This is a genomic window from Sediminibacterium sp. (assembly GCF_030695065.1).
Taxonomy (GTDB): Bacteria; Bacteroidota; Bacteroidia; order Chitinophagales; family Chitinophagaceae; genus Sediminibacterium.
The window spans coordinates 49,818-73,296 of the sequence record NZ_JAUYTR010000007.1 but is presented as its reverse complement, the minus strand read 5'-3'; the positions used below and the strand labels follow the sequence as shown (position 1 = coordinate 73,296).

At 37.8% G+C, this 23,479-nt stretch carries 27 protein-coding genes; 4 read left to right on the top strand and 23 right to left on the bottom strand.

Annotated elements, in window-relative coordinates:
* Positions 1-3: 3 nt before the first annotated feature.
* The 10 genes from Q8S25_RS01620 to Q8S25_RS01575 all read right to left on the bottom strand — a co-directional run bounded on the left by Q8S25_RS01620 (position 4) and on the right by Q8S25_RS01575 (position 7,218).
* Positions 4-489 (bottom strand): type II CAAX prenyl endopeptidase Rce1 family protein, encoded by a 486-nt coding sequence (locus Q8S25_RS01620; RefSeq protein ID WP_305534231.1) that lies wholly within the window; start codon positions 487-489, stop codon positions 4-6.
* An 81-nt stretch (positions 490-570) separates the two neighbouring features.
* Positions 571-768 (bottom strand): hypothetical protein, encoded by a 198-nt coding sequence (locus tag Q8S25_RS01615; protein ID WP_305534229.1) that lies wholly within the window; start codon positions 766-768, stop codon positions 571-573.
* A gap of 18 nt (positions 769-786) precedes the next feature.
* Positions 787-975 carry a hypothetical protein gene (locus tag Q8S25_RS01610; RefSeq protein WP_305534227.1) on the bottom strand — a complete coding sequence of 63 codons (189 nt, stop codon included), beginning with the start codon at positions 973-975 and terminating at the stop codon, positions 787-789.
* Between the two features lie 301 nt (positions 976-1,276).
* Positions 1,277-2,704 carry an ATP-binding protein gene (locus tag Q8S25_RS01605; protein ID WP_305534225.1) on the bottom strand — a complete coding sequence of 476 codons (1,428 nt, stop codon included), beginning with the start codon at positions 2,702-2,704 and terminating at the stop codon, positions 1,277-1,279.
* A 233-nt stretch (positions 2,705-2,937) separates the two neighbouring features.
* The gene (locus Q8S25_RS01600; RefSeq protein WP_305534223.1) at positions 2,938-4,224 is read right to left on the bottom strand and encodes a Fic family protein; all 1,287 of its coding nucleotides are present in this window, start codon (positions 4,222-4,224) and stop codon (positions 2,938-2,940) included.
* Positions 4,225-4,530: 306 nt separating this feature from the next.
* Positions 4,531-4,782: an ATP synthase F1 subunit epsilon gene (atpC, locus tag Q8S25_RS01595; RefSeq protein WP_295186623.1), complete on the bottom strand. Its 252-nt coding sequence runs from the start codon at positions 4,780-4,782 to the stop codon at positions 4,531-4,533.
* 3 nt (positions 4,783-4,785) lie between these two features.
* Positions 4,786-6,288 carry a F0F1 ATP synthase subunit beta gene (gene atpD, locus Q8S25_RS01590; protein WP_305534221.1) on the bottom strand — a complete coding sequence of 501 codons (1,503 nt, stop codon included), beginning with the start codon at positions 6,286-6,288 and terminating at the stop codon, positions 4,786-4,788.
* A gap of 55 nt (positions 6,289-6,343) precedes the next feature.
* Positions 6,344-6,607 carry a hypothetical protein gene (locus Q8S25_RS01585; protein ID WP_305534219.1) on the bottom strand — a complete coding sequence of 88 codons (264 nt, stop codon included), beginning with the start codon at positions 6,605-6,607 and terminating at the stop codon, positions 6,344-6,346.
* Positions 6,607-6,945: a hypothetical protein gene (locus Q8S25_RS01580; protein WP_305534217.1), complete on the bottom strand. Its 339-nt coding sequence runs from the start codon at positions 6,943-6,945 to the stop codon at positions 6,607-6,609. Before Q8S25_RS01580 ends, Q8S25_RS01585 begins: the two co-directional genes overlap by 1 nt.
* A 30-nt stretch (positions 6,946-6,975) precedes the next feature.
* Positions 6,976-7,218 (bottom strand): YtxH domain-containing protein, encoded by a 243-nt coding sequence (locus tag Q8S25_RS01575; protein WP_305534215.1) that lies wholly within the window; start codon positions 7,216-7,218, stop codon positions 6,976-6,978.
* Positions 7,219-7,248: 30 nt separating this feature from the next.
* On the opposite strand from Q8S25_RS01575, the gene Q8S25_RS01570 reads away from it, so the two are divergent.
* The gene (locus Q8S25_RS01570; RefSeq protein ID WP_305534213.1) at positions 7,249-8,313 is read left to right on the top strand and encodes an AI-2E family transporter; all 1,065 of its coding nucleotides are present in this window, start codon (positions 7,249-7,251) and stop codon (positions 8,311-8,313) included.
* Between the two features lie 23 nt (positions 8,314-8,336).
* Here the strand turns inward: Q8S25_RS01570 and Q8S25_RS01565 are convergent, their stop codons facing one another.
* The 8 genes from Q8S25_RS01565 to Q8S25_RS01530 form a co-directional block, all read right to left on the bottom strand.
* Positions 8,337-9,044: an MIP/aquaporin family protein gene (locus Q8S25_RS01565; protein ID WP_305534211.1), complete on the bottom strand. Its 708-nt coding sequence runs from the start codon at positions 9,042-9,044 to the stop codon at positions 8,337-8,339.
* A 9-nt stretch (positions 9,045-9,053) separates the two neighbouring features.
* On the bottom strand, positions 9,054-10,670 hold the full coding sequence (locus Q8S25_RS01560) for a glycerol-3-phosphate dehydrogenase/oxidase (protein WP_305534209.1): 1,617 nt from the start codon (positions 10,668-10,670) through the stop codon (positions 9,054-9,056).
* 105 nt (positions 10,671-10,775) lie between these two features.
* Positions 10,776-11,741: a HipA domain-containing protein gene (locus Q8S25_RS01555; protein ID WP_305534207.1), complete on the bottom strand. Its 966-nt coding sequence runs from the start codon at positions 11,739-11,741 to the stop codon at positions 10,776-10,778.
* Positions 11,734-12,069: a HipA N-terminal domain-containing protein gene (locus tag Q8S25_RS01550; RefSeq protein ID WP_305534204.1), complete on the bottom strand. Its 336-nt coding sequence runs from the start codon at positions 12,067-12,069 to the stop codon at positions 11,734-11,736. The genes Q8S25_RS01555 and Q8S25_RS01550 overlap by 8 nt, the downstream gene beginning before the upstream one ends.
* Before the next feature lie 4 nt (positions 12,070-12,073).
* Positions 12,074-12,271, bottom strand: a complete 198-nt coding sequence (locus Q8S25_RS01545; RefSeq protein WP_305534202.1) for a helix-turn-helix domain-containing protein — start codon at positions 12,269-12,271, stop codon at positions 12,074-12,076.
* Positions 12,272-12,393: 122 nt separating this feature from the next.
* The gene (gene glpK, locus Q8S25_RS01540; RefSeq protein WP_305534200.1) at positions 12,394-13,878 is read right to left on the bottom strand and encodes a glycerol kinase GlpK; all 1,485 of its coding nucleotides are present in this window, start codon (positions 13,876-13,878) and stop codon (positions 12,394-12,396) included.
* A gap of 41 nt (positions 13,879-13,919) precedes the next feature.
* Complete coding sequence (locus tag Q8S25_RS01535) at positions 13,920-15,356, bottom strand: murein hydrolase activator EnvC (protein ID WP_305534198.1); 1,437 nt, start codon at positions 15,354-15,356, stop codon at positions 13,920-13,922.
* A gap of 86 nt (positions 15,357-15,442) precedes the next feature.
* A complete protein-coding gene (locus Q8S25_RS01530) occupies positions 15,443-16,270 on the bottom strand; it encodes a DUF4292 domain-containing protein (RefSeq protein WP_305534196.1) in 828 nt (275 codons plus the stop codon).
* A 400-nt stretch (positions 16,271-16,670) separates the two neighbouring features.
* Here Q8S25_RS01530 and Q8S25_RS01525 point away from each other — a divergent pair, with 400 nt between their 5' ends.
* Positions 16,671-17,216 carry a hypothetical protein gene (locus Q8S25_RS01525; protein ID WP_305534194.1) on the top strand — a complete coding sequence of 182 codons (546 nt, stop codon included), beginning with the start codon at positions 16,671-16,673 and terminating at the stop codon, positions 17,214-17,216.
* 329 nt (positions 17,217-17,545) lie between these two features.
* Here the strand turns inward: Q8S25_RS01525 and Q8S25_RS01520 are convergent, their stop codons facing one another.
* The 4 genes from Q8S25_RS01520 to Q8S25_RS01505 form a co-directional block, all read right to left on the bottom strand.
* Complete coding sequence (locus Q8S25_RS01520) at positions 17,546-17,713, bottom strand: DUF6364 family protein (RefSeq protein WP_305534192.1); 168 nt, start codon at positions 17,711-17,713, stop codon at positions 17,546-17,548.
* Between the two features lie 290 nt (positions 17,714-18,003).
* On the bottom strand, positions 18,004-18,447 hold the full coding sequence (gene dut / locus Q8S25_RS01515; RefSeq protein ID WP_305534190.1) for a dUTP diphosphatase: 444 nt from the start codon (positions 18,445-18,447) through the stop codon (positions 18,004-18,006).
* A 56-nt stretch (positions 18,448-18,503) separates the two neighbouring features.
* Complete coding sequence (locus tag Q8S25_RS01510) at positions 18,504-19,598, bottom strand: FAD-dependent oxidoreductase (RefSeq protein WP_305534188.1); 1,095 nt, start codon at positions 19,596-19,598, stop codon at positions 18,504-18,506.
* Complete coding sequence (locus tag Q8S25_RS01505) at positions 19,573-20,256, bottom strand: SDR family NAD(P)-dependent oxidoreductase (RefSeq protein ID WP_305534184.1); 684 nt, start codon at positions 20,254-20,256, stop codon at positions 19,573-19,575. The genes Q8S25_RS01510 and Q8S25_RS01505 overlap by 26 nt, the downstream gene beginning before the upstream one ends.
* Before the next feature lie 54 nt (positions 20,257-20,310).
* Between Q8S25_RS01505 and Q8S25_RS01500 the strand changes: the two genes are divergently transcribed.
* Together Q8S25_RS01500 and Q8S25_RS01495 are read left to right on the top strand one after the other, a co-directional pair.
* Positions 20,311-21,558 (top strand): oligosaccharide flippase family protein, encoded by a 1,248-nt coding sequence (locus Q8S25_RS01500; protein WP_305534182.1) that lies wholly within the window; start codon positions 20,311-20,313, stop codon positions 21,556-21,558.
* A gap of 10 nt (positions 21,559-21,568) precedes the next feature.
* On the top strand, positions 21,569-22,477 hold the full coding sequence (locus tag Q8S25_RS01495) for a glycosyltransferase family 2 protein (protein WP_305534180.1): 909 nt from the start codon (positions 21,569-21,571) through the stop codon (positions 22,475-22,477).
* A 45-nt stretch (positions 22,478-22,522) separates the two neighbouring features.
* On the opposite strand, the gene Q8S25_RS01490 is transcribed toward Q8S25_RS01495, so the two are convergent.
* Positions 22,523-23,479, bottom strand: coding sequence for a class I SAM-dependent methyltransferase (locus tag Q8S25_RS01490; protein WP_305534178.1), 957 nt, complete (start codon positions 23,477-23,479; stop codon positions 22,523-22,525).

The following is a 23,479-nucleotide window of genomic DNA, read 5'->3' as shown; positions in this document are numbered from 1 at the left end:
AAATTATTTTAGGAAATAATCAATACAAAACCCTATGCAATTAAAAGTTGCGTGTGCAATGAAAACCGAAATAAATGGGAATCTTACTTTTCTAAAAGCGACTAAAAATAATGTACAATATAAAAAACCAGAAACAAAGGTTTTAAAAATATAGGCAATTGAATAAAAATGCGCAAAAGAAAAAAGTAAAGAAGATATGAAAGTAACCAATAAAATATTTGAAAAGTCTTTCTTAATAAAATATCCAACAAAAAAGTTTTGAAATACCAATGTTTCAATCATTGGAATAATGATAACAGCAAAAGTAAAAGCTAGTAAACTTAATTTTTCATTAGCACCAATATTTACTTTTGGAAATAATATATAGGAAAATAAAATAGTGACTAATAAGTTTATAAGAATAACCAAGAAAGTTGATTTTACTAAATCAAATGAACTTATGTATTCAATTAGACTAATATAGGTAGAGTTAAATTTTACTTTATCCATGCTTAAAAACGATTATTTATTACTGAACTTTTATTAAACCATGATTAAAGGGCCAGATTAATTAACCCAGCCCTTTACTAACTACTTTTTCAAATTCGGAGGTAATGAGTGTTGATATTCAACTGCATCCTTTGCAAAAGTTAATATGAGTTTTCCAGCAACAGCAGTAACATAACTAATGTCATACCAGAAACCCCCTCCATCAATTAAATGCAATTGGTTAATGGATAATTCATTTAGACCATCAAAGTTTTTAAGGTCAAGATTTTTAGTTTTCATGTGAATGATTTTAATTGATTATTTAATAGAATTCCAGCCGTCCTTCAAGCCTTTTTTGATTTCATCCCAGTTGTCAATGACTTCACTAGCAACAGTTACCCATGTAACACCTTTTAGCCATTTTGGCCAAGCCCCTCCATTAATTTCCTGAGATTCCTCCGCACTAAGGTTCACCAACCCTAGTTGTTCGAATGATACTTTTTTCATTTTAGTACAATTTAAAATGACCTGTCTCTCGCCATGGTTATTTCAGCGTCACGCAGAAGTCCCGCTACCGTGAACTCGGGTTTAGTTTACTTGTTGCAACAAGATTTTGTTCTGAACAAGACGAAGGAACGGATAACAATAGCGAAGCGGTAGGGCAGTATTATCAAATTCTGATGGTTATTTAACGGGAGTAAAAAATCATTTTCACCTTCCCAATTAAAATCATATCTACCAAATATAAAAGAGTAGAAATACGGAGACCCACCGTTTTTTAACGGTAAAGAATTATTTCATTTGGAGGTTATTTAAACAAAGCATCCATTTTAACCTCATTTTGAATTAGCCCAATATAATTTCCAGTGTTTTTAACACCATGCGTTGTAACCAGCGTTAAAAAGAGGGTTTTACGTGTTTTAGTTTTTTCGATAAAGACATTCATTTTTGATTGAATTTCCTTTGCATAAGATTTAGTTATCTCAAACTCAGTACTTGAAAATTTCATCTCACATAAATTAATACACATATCCTGTCTGTCAATTAATAGATCAATTTGAGCGCCTTTTTCATCTTTGTTGGGTATGTAACGCCACATATAATGCTCAGTATGTACACTCCTAATACCTAATGCATTTTTTAATTGTATGATATGCTTCAAACAAATATTTTCGAATGCATAGCCGCTCCAGCTAATCCAAGATTGTGTTCTTGAATATTTTGCCCAACTACCAGCTCCTTTTAGTTTGCCATGCTCAATGAATTTTGTATAAAACAGTGTATACTCATCTACTAATTTATAAACACTGTCCTTTGCTGTTTTGCCATAAGGGTTAAATATTCCTATAAATCCAGATTCTGCAAGCTCATCTAATACTTGAGAAGTTCCTCCACCAGATTTCAATTTACATGTTTCAATAATTTCATTCCGTGTAAGACCTTTCCCTTTTTTTGCTAATGCTTTAATAATATTCATATGAATAGCAGCATCATCAAATAAAGAGCTAAATAAATTTTTAAACTCATCATTTAAAAATCCATCTTTGGTAAAACAAATTCTGTCAATCGCCAACATTGAACTTTCCCCTCTTTCTATCATTTTCAAATATTGAGGCACTCCCCCCATCACCATATAAAGTTGAATTAATTGATACCTATCAAGTATGATTTTTCTTTCTTTCAAAAATTCTTCTGATTCACCTAAAGTAAATGGCATGAGGCGTATCTTTCTGGTAACTCTGTTATGAAGCCCCCCTTTATTATAAATAATATTCTTGATCATCCATGCTGCTGCTGACCCACAAATGACTACTACCAAGTTTTTTTCTTTTGAAGCCCATGTATTCCAAAAGTTTTCGAAAGCTTGTATAAATCCAGATCGAGGAGTATGAAGCCAGGGGAACTCATCAATAAATATTACTTTCTTTTCTTTTTTGATTAATGGCTTTATATAATCAATCAGAAGCGTGAACGCTTGTGACCAATTTCTAGGACTAGCGATTGGGAAACCTGTTGCTCGAGACATTGCATTACCAAATACTTCCAATTGCTGACTTAATGTAGCATTATGTACTCCTGATAGTTCAAATATCAGTTGCTTCTCATAGGCATTCCTGATTAAATAAGTTTTACCAATTCTACGGCGTCCATATATCGCAAGCAGCTCCGCATCATTTGATTCAATGATATTTTTTAATTGCTTTTGTTCTATTTCCCTACCTATAATTTTTTCCATTGGTTGAAATTTAAATCATCGGATAATTTATATTCTGCCAAATCTATGAAATTTTAGCCAATTTGGCGAGATATAAAATAACTATATTCTGCCAAATCAGTGAAATAAAAGTGGATTTGGCGGAATATAAACAACCCTTATCTCCCCAAAACCTTCAAATAAAAAAGATACTATATCTTTAAATCCAATAAAATATACACTTGAAACTAAGAAGGTCTATCCTCAATTTTATATTAATTAATTAATGAATTGAAATTGTTTCCTCTGATAAAATTTTGTTTCTTTTTATTCACTTGAATTGCCTGTAAAAAGCCCAACTCAACTAAATTTTTCAAATCGGATCTTGCAGTAAAATTGGAAATATTAAATCTTGATTCAATCTCTTTTACAGTTAGAATTCTTTCAGGATCATCATGAACAAGCTTGATAATTTGTGCCATCCGATCATTTACACCTGGTATAGACATAAATTGAGCTGCCTGAAAAACTTCTTTCTGTTTTGTATTAATATATTGCTTTAAAGCTTCAATTGATTTCTCTAATGTTTTGATATGATAGGTTATAAAATAACTAAGATCATTCTCATCTATCTCTGAATACAAATAAGCTTTTTCATATTGAGCTTTTGAATCTTTAATTATCCTCGATATTGATAAATATTCAGTAAGCCAATATCCTTGCTTAAGCATGTACCAATAAAAAAGAGCGCGAGCTGTTCTTCCGTTACCATCAACAAATGGATGAATCCATCCTAACATAAAATGTATGATACAGCCCTTTACAACTGGATGAATAAAATTTTCAGACTCTTTATTACAAAATTCACAAAGGTCGTTTATTAACAAGGCTAATTCCTCATGAGATGGGGGTTGATGAACAACTTCGCTAGAGCTATGATCTACTACATAAACATCATTCGTATCTCTGAATTTTCCTTCTTCAACTTTTTTATTAAGTGTGTCTTTTATAATTAATTGATGCAAAGCAAGAATCCTATTCGGAGTAACAGATTGGTTTTTATGCTGAACAATATGCTTCATTGTGATGAAGTTATTCAGAATCATTTGCTCAGATTTATTAGTAGGCTTTTGCTCCTTCTGAATCATTTCTTTTGCCTTTTTTCGAGTTGTATTAGCGCCTTCCATTTGACTACTCGAAATAGCTTCTTCCATTATTGAACTAATTACAAACTTTATTTTATCTGTTTCAGCAATCCCAATATTACTGCTCAAATTTCCCCCAATATGCAAATCGAACTGATGCAAAACACGTTGCATATAATCAGTAATGACAAAACTAAATTGATACTTTCCAAACTGAATAGTAGTTTTTCTCAACCAACGATGAAGTTTTACCGCATTCCATACTTTTTCAGGAGGGTGATCTTTAGACTTGTATTTAATTTTATCCCAATACAAATAGTCATCTTGAAAAGTCTTTAAAACCCCCTTCCTTTCTAAGTCTACCATTACTTTAATAGTATCTTCTTCTTTAATATGTTTAGGCGCTTTTTCAATCATAAAATAAAGTCAGCGCAAATTTAGTAAAAATTGCGAGATTCTCGCAATATCTCGCTATTTCAATCATTTAAAGGCCTCTGTCTTTTTGCTATATATACTTTTAGTATATTTTTTCGCCCCTTATTTATTTTCGCATTACCGCAGGAGCCGTAAGGGCCAGAAAGGGCTAGACACAAAGCTGATAAGCTGGGTATTGGGAAAGCTCAAACATGGGCATAAAAAAACAGCCCCTCAAAAGAGGAGCTGTTCAAATTATATAAAGAAATTAGCTAAAGGGATTAAAGCCGCAGCGCAATCAAAGTTCGCTTACAGTTCTACTGCACCCTCTACCAACACAGTTGCTTTGTTGTTGATTACTTCAACAAAACCGCTTTGGATAGAATAGCTTTCTACTTCCTTTTTATCCTTCAAAATTTTTAGGTTACCCTTACCCAAGGCACTTACCATTGGTGCGTGCTTGTCAAGTATCTCGAATAAACCACTAATACCGGGCAATTGTACACCGTACACTTCACCACTGTATAGTTTTTTCTCCGGAGTTAATATTTCTAAAATCATAAATTATCCTTTTGCAGCTTCCATCATTTTCTTACCCTTTTCAATTGCATCATCTAGTGTACCCACTAAGTTGAATGCAGCTTCTGGATACTCATCCACTTCACCATCCATGATAGCGTTGAAACCTTTGATGGTATCTTCAATGCTAACGAATACACCTTTTAGACCAGTGAACTGTTCAGCAACGTGGAAAGGCTGAGATAAGAAACGTTGTACTTTACGAGCACGCTGTACAGTCATTTTATCTTCGTCGCTTAATTCATCCATACCAAGGATAGCAATGATATCTTGTAGTTCCTTGTAACGCTGAAGAATTAATTTAACACGGTTAGCAGTATCGTAATGCGCATCACCTACAATTGCAGGAGTTAAGATACGAGAAGTAGAATCCAATGGATCCACCGCAGGATAGATACCTAAGTCGGCAATCTTACGGCTTAATACGGTAGTAGCATCTAAGTGCGCGAAAGTAGTTGCAGGAGCCGGGTCAGTCAAGTCATCCGCAGGTACGTAAACCGCTTGAACAGATGTGATAGAACCGTTCTTGGTTGAAGTGATACGCTCTTGCATCAATCCCATTTCAGTGGCAAGGGTTGGTTGGTAACCTACCGCAGAAGGCATACGACCTAACAAGGCAGATACCTCAGAACCAGCTTGTGTGAAACGGAAGATATTATCTACGAAGAACAAGATGTCCTTACCTTTTCCAGTACCATCTCCATCACGGAAATATTCCGCAATAGTTAAACCACTCAAGGCCACACGAGCACGTGCACCTGGAGGTTCGTTCATTTGACCAAATACGAAAGTAGCTTTAGAATCTTTCAATCCTTCCATATCTACTTTAGATAGATCCCATCCACCTTCTTCCATGCTATGTTTGAAAGCATCACCATATTTCATGATACCAGCTTCAATCATCTCACGCAATAAGTCGTTACCCTCACGAGTACGCTCACCCACACCAGCAAATACAGAAAGACCACCATGGCCTTTAGCAATATTGTTGATCAATTCTTGAATCAATACGGTTTTACCTACACCCGCACCACCAAACAAACCAATTTTACCACCTTTTGCGTATGGTTCAATTAGGTCGATTACCTTAATACCAGTGAACAGGATTTCTGTTGCAGTACTTAAGTTTTCGAATAATGGTGGCTTATTGTGAATAGGACGACCGTTTACTTTGCTTAATTGAGGAAGACCATCAATAGCGTCTCCAGTTACGTTAAACAAACGACCGTTGATACCTTCACCCACAGGCATTGCAATTGGAATACCAGTATCCACTACTGCCATACCTCTTACTAGACCTTCTGTTCCGTCCATCGCAATGGTACGTACACTGTCTTCACCTAAGTGCTGTTGCACTTCTAATACAAGCTTGTCGCCGTTTTCTTTGGTTATCTCTAAGGCATTGTAGATTTCAGGCAGTGCGCTGTCCTGAAAATGAACGTCTACAACCGCACCAATAATTTGTTTAATCTTCCCTGTTGTTGCCATAAATGGTTGATTTGGCCGCAAAGGTAAGGGTAAGGAGCAAAAAAAAGCGAGGGAACTAGTCCTTTTTTTTCTTTAGTAGCGAAAAGAGGGATTGAGCTACTGGAACCAGTTTCAAAATATTCCAAGCGCCGCTGAGGGTGGCGGTGTTTAGAATAGCAGGAACAATAGCCCCAGAAGCCTGTTTGAACAGCTGTCCGGGTACTTTTCCGGCTAAATTAGCCAATTCTTTTTCCTGATTAGCCACTTGCACTTTTAGTTGCTCCATAGCATGCTGCAGGTCGGCTTGGTTCTTTATAGGAGGTTGGGTATAACGGGGCATTACTTAAATAAATTTTTAATGAGGGCATCTACTACTACAGTAGCCAGTTTTTTACGGAACAAAACCACTATAAGCAAGAGACCCAGAAAAAAAGCAGCTACATAGCCAAAGCCTTTCACCAAACTACCAGTGAGATCGGTCAAATAATAGGCAGCCATAATCCCCCCAAAAACCAACACAAAAGCAAAAATGGTAGCCACTAACATGAGCACCACCACCGAAGCCATTTTGTGACTGACTTGTTGGGTTACTTGCATTTTAGCCAAAAGGATGCGATTGGCTATATAATCTTCCAATTCCTTTTTGGCCTTTCCAAAAAAATCTTCCGATTCAGACATACAATAAATTTAATGTGCAGGCATAAAAGTTTATGCTTCGGCAATTTTTTGTTCTAATTCTTTCACTAAGTTTTTAGCCTTAGCCAATAAATCTTCTACGCCCTCTTTAACATGACCATACCCCTCTTGGGCTTCTTCTTTTAAATGATCTGCCTCCACATTTAAGCTGGCCAATAATTCTTTGCCCTTATCGGTGTTTAAGTAAAGTGCTAAAGCAGTACCTGCAAGCGCACCGAGCAACAAACCTGAAATGAATTTACTGTTCTCGCTCATAAATAATACATTTGATACAAGTTACGAAAAATGCAGCAAGAACATAAAATAAACCGTTATATCTTTCTGGGAGTCATTTTGATTTTTGCAGGATTCTTGTTTTATACCCTGCAACAGTTTTTCACTGCTTTTTTAGCAGCAGTATTGTTTTATGTACTCAGTAAACCATCTGTAGAAACTTTAGTAAAGAAAAAAAACTGGAGCAAATCGGCCGCAGCAGCATTGGTAATAGTTGTTTCCTTTTTTATTATCCTTTTACCCTTTTCGTTATTGGCCGGAATGCTCTATAATAAAGCATTGTTAATAGCAGGAAACACCGATGCATTTTTAGAACCATTAAAAGAGTTAGATAAAAAATTACAAGCCGATTATCATTTTCAATTATTGTCCGAGAAAAACTTGAACGGACTAGAAGCATACTTCACCAATTTCATCAGCAATTTATTAAGCCAAGGATTGAATTTATTGAGCTCAATAGGTATGATGTATTTTATTTTATTCTTCATGATCACCAACTTGAATAGAATGGAAGCAGCTATTGTTTTTTACTTGCCATTTAAGCGAGAAAAAATTATGTTGTTCGCCAATGAGTTGCATGCACAAACGGTAAGTAATGCAGTAGGTGTTCCTTTGATTGCCATTATACAAGGAGGATTGGCATGGGTATATTTTTTATGGGTAGATTTAAGCCAACCCGGATTCTGGGCCGTACTCACAGGTTTAGCATCCATCATACCCATTGTAGGTGCGGGATTAATATGGGTGCCTATTAGCATTTATTTAATGGCTAATGTAGGCATAGGACAAGGAATTGGCCTTATTGCCTGGGGCTCATTGTTAATGGGGGTGATGGACAATGTAGTCCGATTTGTACTCGCAAAAAAAATGGCCGATGTGCATCCCTTGGTAACGCTATTGGGCGTAATCATGGGATTAAAATATTTTGGCATCACGGGCTTAATCTTTGGGCCATTGTTGATTTCTTATTTCTTAATTCTCCTGAAAATATACTACCAAGAATTTCAGCATACCCCAACGGTAATGAAGAAAAAACGCGTGATTAAAACGCAGTTTAAATTACCGTTTTTGAAGTAAGCATTTTTTGTTGTAAGCCTTGCTTACAGCAACGAAGTATAAATAAACCCAGCCGCTACAGCTCCAAGAATTGGCCCAACAATGGGAACCCAAGCATATCTCCAATCTGAGGATGACTTATTGGTCATGGGCAAAATAAAATGCATAATGCGCGGGCCCAGGTCACGCGCGGGGTTGATGGCATATCCCGTGGGCCCGCCAAAACTCAAGCCAATGGCTAGTACTACTAATGCCACAGGCAAAGCATCTAGAGAACCAAGGCTGCTACTGGCTTTGGTAATAAATAACACCGCCAACATAAAAATAAAAGTGGCCAAAAATTCGGTCATAAAATTTTGAATCGGATTGCGAATAGCAGGGTCGGTGCAAAAGCAAGCACGTTGTGTAAGACCAGCAGCAGTAGCATTAAAATGGTCTTTGTAAATCATGAATACAATTAACTGACCCAACATAGCCCCTAATAGTTGCGCCAATAAATATTGCGGAACCAATGCCCAATCAAATTTTCCTAATGAAGCCAAACCAATGGTAACTGCAGAATTGAGGTGCGCACCACTTGCAGCGCCTGCAATGTAAACAGCCATGAACACGGCCATGCTCCAACCAAATGTAATGGCAATTAAACCACCATTATGGCCCTTGGTTTTGTGTAAGACCACATTGGCCACTACCCCATTACCAAATGCAATGATGAATGCAGTACCCAATAATTCAGCAATAAAAGGAGTCATAAAAAATATTTAATGAATAATATATTGGTTGGCCAATTGAATAAATGATTCTATTTGAGCATCTCTTTGCTCGTTAGACCAATTTAATTCTTTTTGCAAAATTTTTGCAACACCGGGAGCTAAATAAATGGCGGCTCTGGCATCTAGGAAGAGCAGCCTGCTGCGGCGCGCTAGAAAATCTTCCACGGTTCGTACGTATTTGCAGCGCGCCGCAACAACCACGTCAACAACCCGAATAGCGTAAGTAATATGATGAAAAGCGGCAAATTCATGATCCAAATAATCTCCCAACAATGGTTCATCTAAAGTCAATTGCGCCGCTAATTCTCTAGCAGCACCTAAATCACCAATGGGCAAATTCTTGGTTATGCATTTTTTAGCGTCGCGCGTTCGGCCCGCTTCAGCCCCGTCGAGCTTCGCTGTAAACACTGCATTGTTCACAGCATCTTCGGCCATCTTGCGATAGGTGGTCCACTTGCCACCAGTGATGGTTACCATTCTACTAGGAGAAACCACCAAAGTATGATCACGAGACAATAAAGAAGTAATATTGGAACCCGCATTAGCAGAACGCACCAAGGGACGAAGCCCCACAAAAACACTGAGCACATCATCTTTCGTAATGGCCGTATTGGTGTAGCGATTAAAATGTTCTAGCACAAAATGAATTTCTTCGGCAAGTGGCAAGGGTTCTAGGTCAATATGATCCACATGTGAATCGGTGGTACCTATTACTACTTTACCTTGCCAAGGCACGGCAAAAAGTACGCGACCATCATCGGTTTTGGGAATCATCATGGCATTGCCTCCTCTGAAAAACTGAGGACTCACTACCAAGTGAATACCCTGAGAGGGATACACTAAAGTGTCTGCTTGCGGATCATCCATTTGCAAAACAGCATCAGTGAAAACGCCCGTTGCGTTAATGACCGATTTACAAGCAACGGTTCTTCGTTTCGGTTGCGACGCGGCAGCAATAGCCGCCTCGGCAGCACCGCCCGCGGCCGCCTCAGAACCCGCACCCACAGCGGCCCACAGCGTATCCTCCAGTTCCACCGCAACAATAACGCCATTCTCTTTTATAAAGCCAACTGCTTTGGTGTAATTCAAAACAGTAGCACCATAACGTTCCGCAGTGTTTGCTAATTCAATACAGAGTTCCGCATCATTAAACTGGCCATCGTAGTATAAAATACCCCCAGCCACTTTTTTAGGATTGATATTGGGTAATAATTCCAAGGTTTTTTTGCGCGAAAGCAAACGGGTTTTACCCAATGATAATTTGCCTGACAATACATCGTACAGCATTAAACCCGCACTATAATAAATTTTTTCCCAAAGGCTAAACACCGGCACCACAAAGGGTTGTGTGCTCGTCATGAGTGGCGCATTTTTGAGTAACCTACCGCGCTCGGCTAACGCCTCGCGCACCAATTTAATATTCCCTTGCGCCAAGTACCGCACACCACCATGCACCAATTTAGTGGAACGGCTAGAAGTGCCTTTACCAAAATCATGCTGCTCAATAAGTAAAGTCTTGTACCCGCGCGAAGCCGCATCCACTGCGGAACCCAGGCCAGTAGCGCCGCCGCCTATTATTACAATGTCGTATGTAAGATTATCCATTCTATTTTATCGATCATAAACGTATGATTTATCAATCATAAAAGCATCTAAATGGTTCAAAAACTAGGATTATTTGATTGATAAAACGCCTATTTAAAATTTTACTCAATATACTGAGTAATTTTCGGCTTGAAATATCGCTGATCTTTTCTCAATTAAATCGATGTATCTCTTCGTAGCAGCTTCCTGCAAAAAAGATTGCTCAATTAAGTGGACGGCATTCGGCAACCAGATTTGTAATTTTTTATAAACAGATCCAGTCTGTTTATCATTAAGCTCAAGCACATTTCCCAACTGATCAAAATACCTTTTGTTGAAATTATGCTTTTTACCCCCCAGCTTCAAAGCAGTATCCTCTTGATCTTTGGGCAAAATTATTTTAACATTGATTAAATCATAAGCTGGAGACAAAGTCCAACCATATTCGCTTACAATCATTGAAAAGTTTTTCAAGTGCATATCATTGTTCCCAATAATAAAATTGAAAACAGCAAGCTCAAAAAAACGAAGTTTATCCATTAAAGTGTTCACAGATAATTCACCAATTTTTTTACCCAACATTTCCATTGTTCCCAGGTATTTATCCTCCAATTCAAATATTTGCAAAAAGTCAATCATATGCACTTTAGCTCCACTGGCTTTCCGATCAATACGTTTGGTTATATAACACAATTCACCAGAAGCCAATCGAATTAAATTAGAAGGAACAACATTTATTTTAAATAGCTCAGCTAGCTTCATAGACAGGTGTTCATTCTCTGGCATTTGACTATAAATTGCATTTGGGGGTTTTAAAATATAATTCCCATCTAAAGCATTCATAATAGTCAATCGATTTTCTTGCCCGTTATTTAATTTAGTTTTTATTGATCCAAGTGATAATTTGGGTTGTACCCCAGGAACAGTAATAGATAAATCAATGATTTCTTTTGCTAATTTTTCCATCTCATCTAATTGGTATGGAAGCTTAGGGGCAACAGATGTTCCGTAAAATTTTTTACTACAAGCGGCATGATAATCCGCAGCAACTGTAGCCTCTAATTCACCATAACAATAAAGACATTTACGCATCAATTGATTCTTTTATTGGATGAACACTTACTGCACCAATTGCATTTTGACAACAGGCCAACAATAACCCCATGCGATCAGCCTTATTTATTTTCCAGCTTTCTGAAGCTATATTCAACAACCAACCTTCAGGAATAAGTCCATCAAAAAAAGGAAATAATCTTTTACTAACATAAGGTTGTTTGCGAACAGGCATATTGAAATTGATCAATAGATCACTATGATTTTTTACATGCATTTCACTATAGGTAAATTCGTATTCACCATTATCCAACTCTTTCAGCATACCGCATTCTACATGGTTGTATTTAATAATAGCTTGTCTCATGTATTTATTTTTCACTGACAGGACCTACAGTATGTCCAAACATTTTTAATACTTGGTTTACGCTAGATAAGTTTAAATTTTCTTTTCCTTGTTCAATTTTTCTAATTACAACCAATGCCACGCCCGCACGTAGTGCAAACTCTTCTTGCGTAAGTTTAAGTTGCTTTCTTCTCTTTTTGACAAATTGAGAAATTAGAATCATTTTATATGCTATTAGATATAAAATTAATGATTTTCGTTCAATTATATCTTTTTAGATATAATTTTAGAAATTTAAAAGTAATTATATCTAAATACATATAATTTTTAACGATAAAGTGCTATCTAATAACTCATTGCCGCCCCCACTGCTTTAGCCCAGCCTGCTGCCAATGCATCGCGAGAAGCCAACGACATTTCAGGGGAGAACACCCGATCCTTTTCCCAGATGCTTTGAATTTCGGAAACAGAGCTCCAAAAACCAACCGCTAACCCAGCAAGGTAAGCAGCACCCAATGCAGTTGTTTCCACTGTGGTAGGACGCACCACCGAAGTTTGCAATAAATCTGCTTGAAATTGCATGAGCATATTGTTCACGGTGGCACCGCCATCTACGCGCAATTCTTTAATGGAAATACCCGAATCGGCTTCCATTGCTTTTAATACATCCATGGTTTGAAAGGCAATACTTTCAACCGCAGCACGCGCAATATGCGCACTAGTAGTACCACGAGTAATGCCCACAATGGTACCACGTGCATGTTGATTCCAATAAGGTGCACCCAAACCAGCAAAAGCAGGAACCACATATACTCCATCGGCCGAAGACACTTGCCCAGCAAGGGTTTCAATCTCCGCAGAAGTACGAATAATTTTCAATCCATCACGCAACCATTGCACCACCGCACCCGCAATAAACACCGAACCTTCGAGCGCATAATGCGTAACGCCATTCACTTGCCAAGCAATAGTCGTGAGCAATTGATTGGTAGAAGCCACCGATTTTTCGCCTGTATTCATCAACATAAAACAACCCGTACCATAAGTGTTTTTCACCATGCCCGGTTGCGTACATTGTTGCCCAAATAAAGCAGCTTGTTGATCACCCGCAATACCCGCAATAGGTACAGGATGAGAAGTCAAAATACTTTGAGTAGTGCCATAAATTTCACTGGAACTTTTTACCAGAGGGAGCATAGCCGCAGGGATACCGAAGAGTTCGAGTAAGTCTTGATCCCACTGTAATGAATGAATATTATAGAGCATGGTGCGAGAAGCATTCGACACATCGGTTACATGCACTTGCCCATTGGTTAATTTCCAAACCAACCAAGTATCAATCGTGCCCATTAATAACTCCCCATTCACCGCACGCTCGCGCGCACCAGCAACATTGTCTAACATCCATTTCACTTTGGTAGCAGAAAAATAAGCATCAACAATTAGTCCTGTTTTTTCTTGAATCGATTTTGCATGACCCGCTGCTTTTAATTGATCACAATAATCGGCCGTTCTACGGTCTTGCCAAACAATGGCATTGTGCACCGGAATGCCTGTTTTTTTATCCCACACAACAGTGGTTTCGCGTTGATTGGTAATGCCAATAGCAGCAATGTTTTGAATGCTCAAACCCGCTTTGGTAATGGCTTCAGCGGCAACACCAATTTGTGTACTCCAAATTTCATTGGCATCGTGCTCTACCCAACCGGGCTGCGGAAATATTTGGGTGAATTCTTTTTGCGCAGTAGAAAAAATAGCGCCTGCTTTATCAAAAACAATGGCCCTACTACTGGTAGTACCCTGATCAAAAGTTAGAATATATTGTTGCATGGTAAGCTTTGCAACAAGATACAGAAATTAGCTTCATGAATCTACTTTGATCTTAACCAAGGCGTCGGATTTTGCGCCACACTTTTATCGTTCATGATCATGAATAAAATGCCGCCTTCGCCATCAATAGAAGTTCCAGACTTTCCAAGCACGGTACCCGCTTTCACTTTTTGATCACGCGAAACAGCCACCGTTGATAAATTTTTATAGCCCGTAAAATATTTACCATGCTTAACAAGCACAATATTTTCATCGGCCACTTCACCCGCATAAACCACTTCGCCATCGGCCACACAACGAACCGCAGAACCAACAGGCACGGCAATCTCCAACCCATCCGATTTTTGCATCAACTTGGTGCCCGCATAACTTTGCGTTCCAAATCCCACCGTAACAATACCATTGCTCACCGGCCAAGGCAAACGACCACGGTTGTTCTCAAAATTGATAGACATTTCCATGCCCTCAGGCGTAGATTCTAAAGGAGAATAAGTGCGGTCTTTTGAAGCAGATGAAACACCCGAAACAGGGTCGTTCAAATTAGGTTTAGGGGGATTATTGCTGGCTCCATTGGCAGCCACCGTAGTGTTTACAGGAGGCTTTACAGTAGTGCCAGTTGCGGGTTTCGCAGTTGTACCAGCAGCATTTTTTTTCTCCAATGCCGCAGCAGCCGCCGCCGCATCTTGCGCGGCTTTTAATTTACGCGCATCTTCCAAAGCTTTCAAACGCTTTGCTTCATCGCGTTTTTTTGCTTCTTCAATTTCTCTTCTAATAACGGCATTAATAGCAACCGCTACTTTTTGACGTTGACTTTCTTTATCGCGAATTTGTTTATTCAGTTCTTTTTCCTTGCCCTTAAGTTGAGCCACCACTTGGTCTTGCTCTTTGCGATCTTCTTGTAAATCGATGAGTTGTTTATTCTGCACTTCAAGGGTACTCAAGCGTTCTTTTTTATTCAAGCTTAACACCCCAATTTTTTCTTGCAATAAGTTCTCACTCTTTACAATGGTATTGGCCTGGGTTTCCCTGTTTTGGCGATAACTTTTTAAATAAGTTACCCGCTTCATGGCATCGTTAAAACTACCCGCAGAAAACAAGAAATTGAGGTAAGCATAACTGCTTCTGTTTTTGTAAGCAAAAACAATGCTCTTGGCATATTTAACTTTAAGGGTATCTAGTTCTTTGCGTAAGCGATAAATATCTCTTTCGTTTAAATAGATGGTTTCGTCTAATTGTTTTACTTCTCTATTGATGCTGTTTACCAAAGCTTCACGCGCATTAATTTTGCGCTTGATAATGGCGAGTTGCTTTACAGAAGTTTTGGTATTCTTTTGGGTTTCTCGATAGAGTTTATTCAACTCGGCCAACTCTTTTTCAATGCTTTGTTTTTGTTTTTGTAAATCTTCCCTGTTTTGCGCATTGGCTACCAAGCCACCCAATAGCAGCACAAACAACAGAACAAAGACTTTTTTAAACATATTGAACAATTAAACAAAAATTAATACTAAGGTTACATCACAATTTCAGTCAACAACTTTCAAATAACGTTAAAAGCTACTGTAAATTACTTTCGTTTGTAATTTTTAGGCACTTCAAAAGTATATTTTAACGGTTCGTTTAGGCTGAACTCCTTAAAATCTAGGTTGATATCCAATTTACTCTTTTCGGCCACCACAATTTTTCTTTGGGTAGCAAACAGGTAAGTACCCATGGGTTGATAGTTGCTAAAGCTAATGGCACAGGTTCTATTGCGCTGAATATCCACGTCATCCAGCTTGCTGTGCATCACCCTAAAATTATCGGTAGACAAAGAAATCAAGTGTTTAAAAATATCGCCCACCATTAACACCGATAAACTTTGCGGACCATCGCGATAAGAAACAATATTATTGGTCACAAAAACCGGATTCCCAATCAAGAGGTCTTGCAACGTATAAAAATCAAAAGGAATTTCAGTAGCTTCTTTTAAATAATCAATGGTGCGGTACTGCACATATTTATCGCCCACTTTTTTCACCAATACCACCGAATCTTTCGAAATCTTCACTTGCAAACCTTCTGCAGAAATACCCAAGAACGAGCCCCTTATTCTAATATAAATCAACGAATCTTTTACAATGCTTAAATAGCCCGTATAATTTTCGCTGTTCTCCGCACTTTCGTAATCAATCTTGATTTTAGCGTTGAAAGTTTTAAAATCGATGGTGTTGGTGAGCACTTTCATCATGATGCCGCGTACAATGCTGGCAGAGTCAACCTTTGGCGTCTCGGTGATCACAACGGTTTGGGTTGTGTCTTTTTTGTCAATGGCTTGTTCTATTGTGGCTACTTTCTTGACTGTTTTGCAGCTGGCGAAAATGGCAAGTAATAATAATATCTTAAATATTTTCATTTGTTTAGTTTTACGAGGTGGGATTTGGTAATCTTCGTTAGCTGATTTTTTTTCAAAAAATCAAATGCCTCATCTTACCAAATCCCACCATCCTATAATCTCATCAAATCAATTAATCAAATTCAAATGCCTCATTTTCCCGTCCCGCACATAATAATCAAATTGACTCTTACAATCCTACTCCCGCATTTTCCCAAATCATCCACATTATAATCTCATCAAATCAAATCGGCTTTGTAAGCCACAAATCATGCCAAAGGCATAATCATTGGTTTATAATGCGGCGCAAAGATAACCAAAATCACAAGGATTGAGGGGGTGAATCGGTAAACTACAGAGTAAAATATACCTATTTAAGGGTAGGTTTTGTGAAGTCAAAATTTGTAAATTCATCGTAGAAATGACCAATAATCAACAAAATATCATTAGAAAATTACAATGGATCATCTATCCAATAGTGGTGATCATGGTTGTTGAGTTTTTTATCAAATTCTTCAACTACGCACCTTTTGAAGCCAGTGATAATAGCAATACACCGTTTGAGTATATTGAAACAGGCATCATGGTGTTGGTTTTGGTAACAGTATCAATAGGCGTATTGGGTTTGATTCAACAGTTTTTTACCAAAGAGCTTCCTAGAAGCTTTCATGCAAAAGATGCAAGCGCTGCAAAGCAACTGATAAAAATTGATCCCCCCCAACAGGTGGGAGCGCAACTCTTATTGTTTGCTGTAGCCATCGGTTTTTCTGTATTACTCAATATCATACTTTTTAAACCGGATTTCATTTTTGAACCAGCACAAATCAAGGCATTTAAGCTTATTGAAAAAGTAGTTTTCGGCTTCTTCTATATCATTGCACACTTCTTAATAATCGTTTTCGGCCAGCGCTTATTCAAAGGCATGCCACCCATATTTATCGCTACAGAGAAAGGGTTTTGTTACTAGCCCACCGGCATAAGTACAGGTTGGATACTTTGGGAGGATATTGCCGAAGTTGCTGAAAGTACTGTCTTGTCTGGCTCGGGTGTTAACAATGGACCAGTTTTAATGCCAGTCATAGGAATTAAATTAAAAAATCCCGAGACATATAACAATGCAGCTTATGCGCCTCTACTCAAATATGTAGTGGAATTCGGCCAAAAATTCCATAACTATCAAACCGAAGGAGTCGGTGATATACTACTCCGCCCATCCGATTTTGGAGATCAATATGAAAAAGTGTTGGCACTTTTTAAATCAAAGGTCAAAAGTTAAAGCTGCTCCTGCGTTAAACCTTATTTTCCGTATTTGCTTACCAAATGCTTCCTATATTCTTTTTTTTCATCAAAGTTCTTGGGCAGTTTTACTATGGCAGACAAACTTTTCACAAGAGGGCTATTCTCTTTGGCATTGTAAGATTCAGTCAATTTTGAGAGGTTGGTATTCTTGTTTTTTGCGCCCATAATAAGCATTTATAGCAGCAAATTAAATTATTTATACATAACAAAAAGCATCAAGGCTTTTGAAGCACTAGGAAAGAAAGAATACAGCTATTATAAGGTTGGATGTTTATTAGAAAATCTATTGATAGTCAATAGTGCTAGAATATTTAAAAACGAGGCTAAATTGTCAATGAATTTGGGGGTACGTGTTAGAGTAAGATATTGTTGAGCAAATTTAAAAACGAGGCATTTAATTTTTGTGAAACAAAAATTAGCTAACGAGTTTTTGAATTTGCTAAATAATAGGATACTTAACTTTTGCCAGTGCTCCCAAACCCCCCACTGCCTCTTTCAGATTCATTTAATTCACTAACTGGCAGCCATTGCACCAACTCCACTTTCTGCACCACCATTTGCGCAATTCGATCGCCGGGATTAATCGTCTGCGGCTCGTTAGATAAATTAATGAGTATCACTTTAATTTCTCCACGATAGTCGGCATCAATGGTACCTGGGCTGTTCAAACATGTAATACCCTGCTTAATTGCAAGACCGCTGCGGGGACGTATTTGAATTTCGTAACCAAGAGGTATTTCTACAAATAAACCCGTGGGTACTAATCCCCGCTCAGAGGGTTGCAGCACAATCGGATCGGTCATAAAAGCACGTATATCCATACCCGATGAACCTAGGGTTGCATAGGAGGGCAATTCATTATTCGATTGATTTACAATTTTTATAGAAAGGGTACTCATAAAGTAAAATTATTCGTGAACGTATTAAATGAATCTCGATCGAAAAAAATCATCTCCTATGGTTGAATCAATCGCAACAAATCTTTTGCAGCCGATACACAGGTAGTGAGTTTGCCACTGAACAAACTATAAATACCATTGCCATGCTGTATGGTAAGCGTTGGTCTTGCATCATCAATTTCCTGCTGTGGCAATACAATTCTGGTGGTAATCCAAGAATCAATTAATTCCATATCGGCCAACAACGGAAAAAATTGTTTGGACTGTTCAATAATATCCAAATCTGGGAACCCTTTAATAGGCATCCAAGGAATATTTTTATCGCCCACATGTGTTTCTAAAACAGAATGCTTAACATGGTATAAAATAAACTGATCGGGGCTAATCCCTTTGGGCATTAAGGAACAAAATGGTCCATCCATAATAGTGATACCAAATGAATCTAATTTTTTAGAAGTACTTAAAATGGGCAACAAACAAAGTTGGTATTTAGCCGGAATGGGCTCCTGCTCGAGCAATTGAGCCGTTTCTGAAATACTCGCATAAGTAGCGTTCACAATAGTATCGCAAACAATGGTTTGTCCACTAGAGAGTTTTACTATCTTCTCTGTTCCTGCATGCTGAATGCTTACTGGCTGCACATTTCTTAATACCGTAATATTTTTGTTCACCGCAACACGGTAAATGACTTGCTTCTTTAAAATATTGTAATCAAAAATGGGTTCGTACGTAAGCCAACATTGCTCTACCATTTCTTTTCGTAAGATGGTTTCAGCTGGGTAGGCTTCTTCTAAATGCAAACCAAGGTTTTCACAAAATGCATGAAATTGATTGGCATTAATATGGGAGCCTTCTTTAGCAATGGCATAGAATTTTTTGAAAGAAGTAAAAATGGAATCGTTGTAAAAATCTTTAAACGTATCCAACCCTTCCAAAGATTCTAAACAAGTGTCTTTACTCCTGGGATAATGATAACCGTAATGAATTCTATTTTGATTCACTAGGCTCGCACCCAGCATAATGTCTTGCTCTTTTTCAACCACTACTACTTTAATACCTGCTTCTCCTAAAACGATTGCTGCAGTTAATCCAAACACCCCACCTCCTATTATCAAAACCTGTTGCTTAGTTTCCAAAATACTGCCCTCCATTAACATGAACTACTTGTCCGGTCATTTGTTTTTGTGAAAATAAAAAATAGATGGCTTCTGCACAATCACTGGCAGTGGTCAATTTATTTAGAATGGTTTGCTTTAAATGTTTTGCCCTAAAATCGGCAGTCATTCCTTTATCAACGGGTGTATCTTTTACTAAACCCGGCGCAATGGCATTCACGCGAATTTTTTTCTCAGCCAATTCGTTGGCCAAAGTTCTGGTCATCCCTATCACAGCCGATTTTGCAATGGCATAGGACGGATCATAGCTGCCTTTTTGCGCAGCTATTGAAGAGATAAATACAATCGCTCCATTTTTCTTCAGCTTTTTTTGAAGGGACTGCACAACAAACAATGGACCTGTTACATGCATATTCATCATCTGCTGGTGGTGCGCCAAAGAAGTATCCGCTAAGTTGTTACTCGGCTTTAATCCCGCACAAAAAACAATCCCCGATAAAGCTGGTAATTTTTTAGACAACCCAACTATTGAATCTTGGTTATTCAAATCCAAATAAAGCAAGTCGGATGATGCAGCTTTGCGCTGTTGCATTTTACTGGTTGTTCCAATACAATGGAAACCTTGCTCCCTAAAAAAACGAGCAGTTGCATTACCAATTGCCCCATTTATTCCAACAATTAAAACAGTATCCATTTGGCCAAAATTAGCATTTTAAGGAATATCCTTACTTTTGAACAATACAAGTAAATGAAAAAAGCGGGGTATATTCATTTAATCAAGCACAAATCGGGTATTTTCCTGAATTTTTTCAATCTGGGCTTCATACAAATCTCGAATATTGCGGTTCAATTACTGCTGTTCCCCATTATTTTACGCATCATTGGCATTGAATCTTTTGGATTGGTAACGGTCATTAATGCTTATTCACTCATGATAGGCGTTTTAGTCAATTATGGAACCAATCAATCGGGCATTAAAGATATTGCCCTCGTCAAAACCGATATCACCCAATTATCCAAACTGTTTTTTACCATATATCAAACAAGAATCCTTTTATTCCTACTCAGTATACTGGTCATCCTTTTTCTTTATGCAATTGATTTACCCAATATCAAATACGTATTATTTGCCATCCCGATTATTTTAGCTGAAACCATTAACCCCATTTTTTTCTTTACCGGAATTGAAAAATTGACACTGTACAATACGGCCAACTTATTGGCTAAAATAAGTTCAGCCTGCATGATTATTTTTTTATTCAACCCAGCTGCTGGTGCTTGGTGGGTGAACTTCTATTTGGGCATGGGTAATTTGGTATTGTATGCCATTGTGTTATTGTATGCCATTCGTAAATATCAACTAGAGTGGCAACCGATTGCTAAAGATGGAATAAGAAAGATTTTAAAAGAGAATAGTTTCTTAATCAGCAACAATATTACCGTTCACTTACAACAGTCGTTTTTCCTATTCGTTTTACAAGGATTTAGTACGCCGTTGATATTGGGGGCCTATTCTATTCTCGATAAAATAATGGCATCGGTTCGCATGATGATTGTAGCTTTTACTTATGCCATCTACCCCAATGTAGCCATACAATACGAAGCCAATCGAAACAGTTGGATACAATATAAAAAACAAGTGAACCAATGGTTGGCAGTTTTTTTCTTGTTGTTTGCGATAGGATTATTTTTTGGCAGTGAACTCATTGTGCAATTGCTTACTGGAACCAATAATGAATTAGCAGAAACCTATATTAAAACCGCAGCACTGGTTCCTTTTTTCATGGCGTTGAATACATTGAACATGGTAGAGTTGCTCATCAAAAATCAATACAAGGGATTATTTTATTGTAGTGGGTTTTTATTATTGGTTGCAATTATAGTGGGCAGCTTATTCATCAAAAATATGCAGCCCATTCAGTTTGGATTATACACGCTACTCATCGAAATAGCTGCACTAGCTATTACCAGTTTTTACATCAAGAAAATAAGCTAAGCCATTCAATATGCAACCATCAGTAGCCATCGTATTAGTTAATTGGAATAGTTATGCTGTTACGCAGGATTGCATTCAATCTTTATACGATGCCACTTATTCCAACTTCACCATTATAGTGGTAGACAATGGATCAACAGATGGATCAGGTATTGCTTTAGAAAAGGAACACCCAACAGCAACCGTTTTGTACAATGAAAAAAATACCGGATTTACAGGAGGAAATAATACAGGGTTAGCCTATGCCATTAAACAAGGGTTTGATTATATAATGATGCTCAACAACGACACATTTGTGGAGCCGAATTTTTTAGAACCCTTGGTGAACTATATGGAAGCAAACCCCAACACGGGTATTATACAACCAAGGATTCATTTTAATCACGACCGAACCTTGCTATGGGATGGGGGATCCTATTTTTCAAAATGGCTGGGATACGCTTATACCAAGGGATACAACAAAAAACCAACCCAAGAATTTTTAACCATTAAAGAAGTAGATTGGATAACAGGTTGTGGTTTTCTTACCCGAAATAAAGTGTTAAAAGAGTCGGGACTCTTGATAGAAAAAATGTTTATTTACAGCGAAGATGTAGACCTATCATTTAGAATAAAAGCAATGGGCTATACATTGATTTATCATCCCGATTCGGTGATTTATCATATTGCGGGCATGTCTAACAAATCATTGGTAAAAGGCAAGGAAGGATATGTAACCCCCTTTGTGCACTACTTGAATATTCGCAATAAAATCTGGTTGCTAAAAAAATATACGAACTGGTACCATGCACCCACGGTAATACTCACCAGTGTCGCTTACAATCTCAGCCTCATGGGTTATTTTATCGTAAGGGGCAGATTCAAAAAATTGAAAACAGCATTCAAAGCCATTAAAGACGGGCTCTCAGACTCCATATAACAGTGGGCAACCGTTATCTGGAAATTTGGTTACCCGTTAAATAATCTACTTGGTTTTTTGTAACCAAAAAGAAGCGGGCGTGGTAGCAGCACTAATGCCCGGACAAGTTTTTTTCAAAGCATCGTAATGTTGATTCTTCAATAGATTCAACGCCATTTTAACTTCAAAAGCATCATTGTAATACAAGTAGGCTTCTAATAAATATTGTTCGTTCCAAAAACGCTTCATATTCACCAACCATTCTTGCAAATAATGATGGGGAGAGAAAATATCGTGAATATGAATAATGACGCCTTTCTTCAAGATGGGCAATACATTTAAATATTCAAAGAGTACGTCGTTGCCTGGGCGAATAATATGAGAAGAATCAATAAATAAAAAGTCGCCCGCATTTAAAGATGCAAAAAAATTGAGCGGAACTTCTTCCACTTTGGTACGCATAATAGTTACTTCAGGAATGGTTTCCAACCAAGTAAATTCATAAGGCTCAATACAAGTAAGTTCGGTTATAAAACCCTCCGCTTTATTTTTCTTAATGGCATCTACTGCAATAAGGGTGCTAAAACCAGAACCAATTTCTATAATCCGCTTGGGCTTTAAGTTGCGAATAAACAAATAGTACATTTCGGCATCGCCATAACTAAATGCAGGGTTTTCATAAAAAAACTGGGGCAGTTTCACATTCCCTTTAGCAGGAAATGCGGCCAATTCTTCGGTGTACTTTAACTCAGCCAAAAGGGCTAACTGTTGGGGTACTTTAAAATCAATATGCAGCGACCGTTCTACGGTAGCATCAAAATTTTTATCGAATACAAAGCGAGGATCATAGTAATGGTCTCTAATAGGGAATACGCCTAGTTGCTCAAAGCTTTTAATATGTTGGGGAAAATGCTCCACACCGTGGTGGCGCATTTTTTTAACCAAGGGTAAATAAATCCATGTTAGGGGCAACAAAAGGACATCGTATATTTTAAAAGCAAGCTTTTTCACAATTAACTTCAT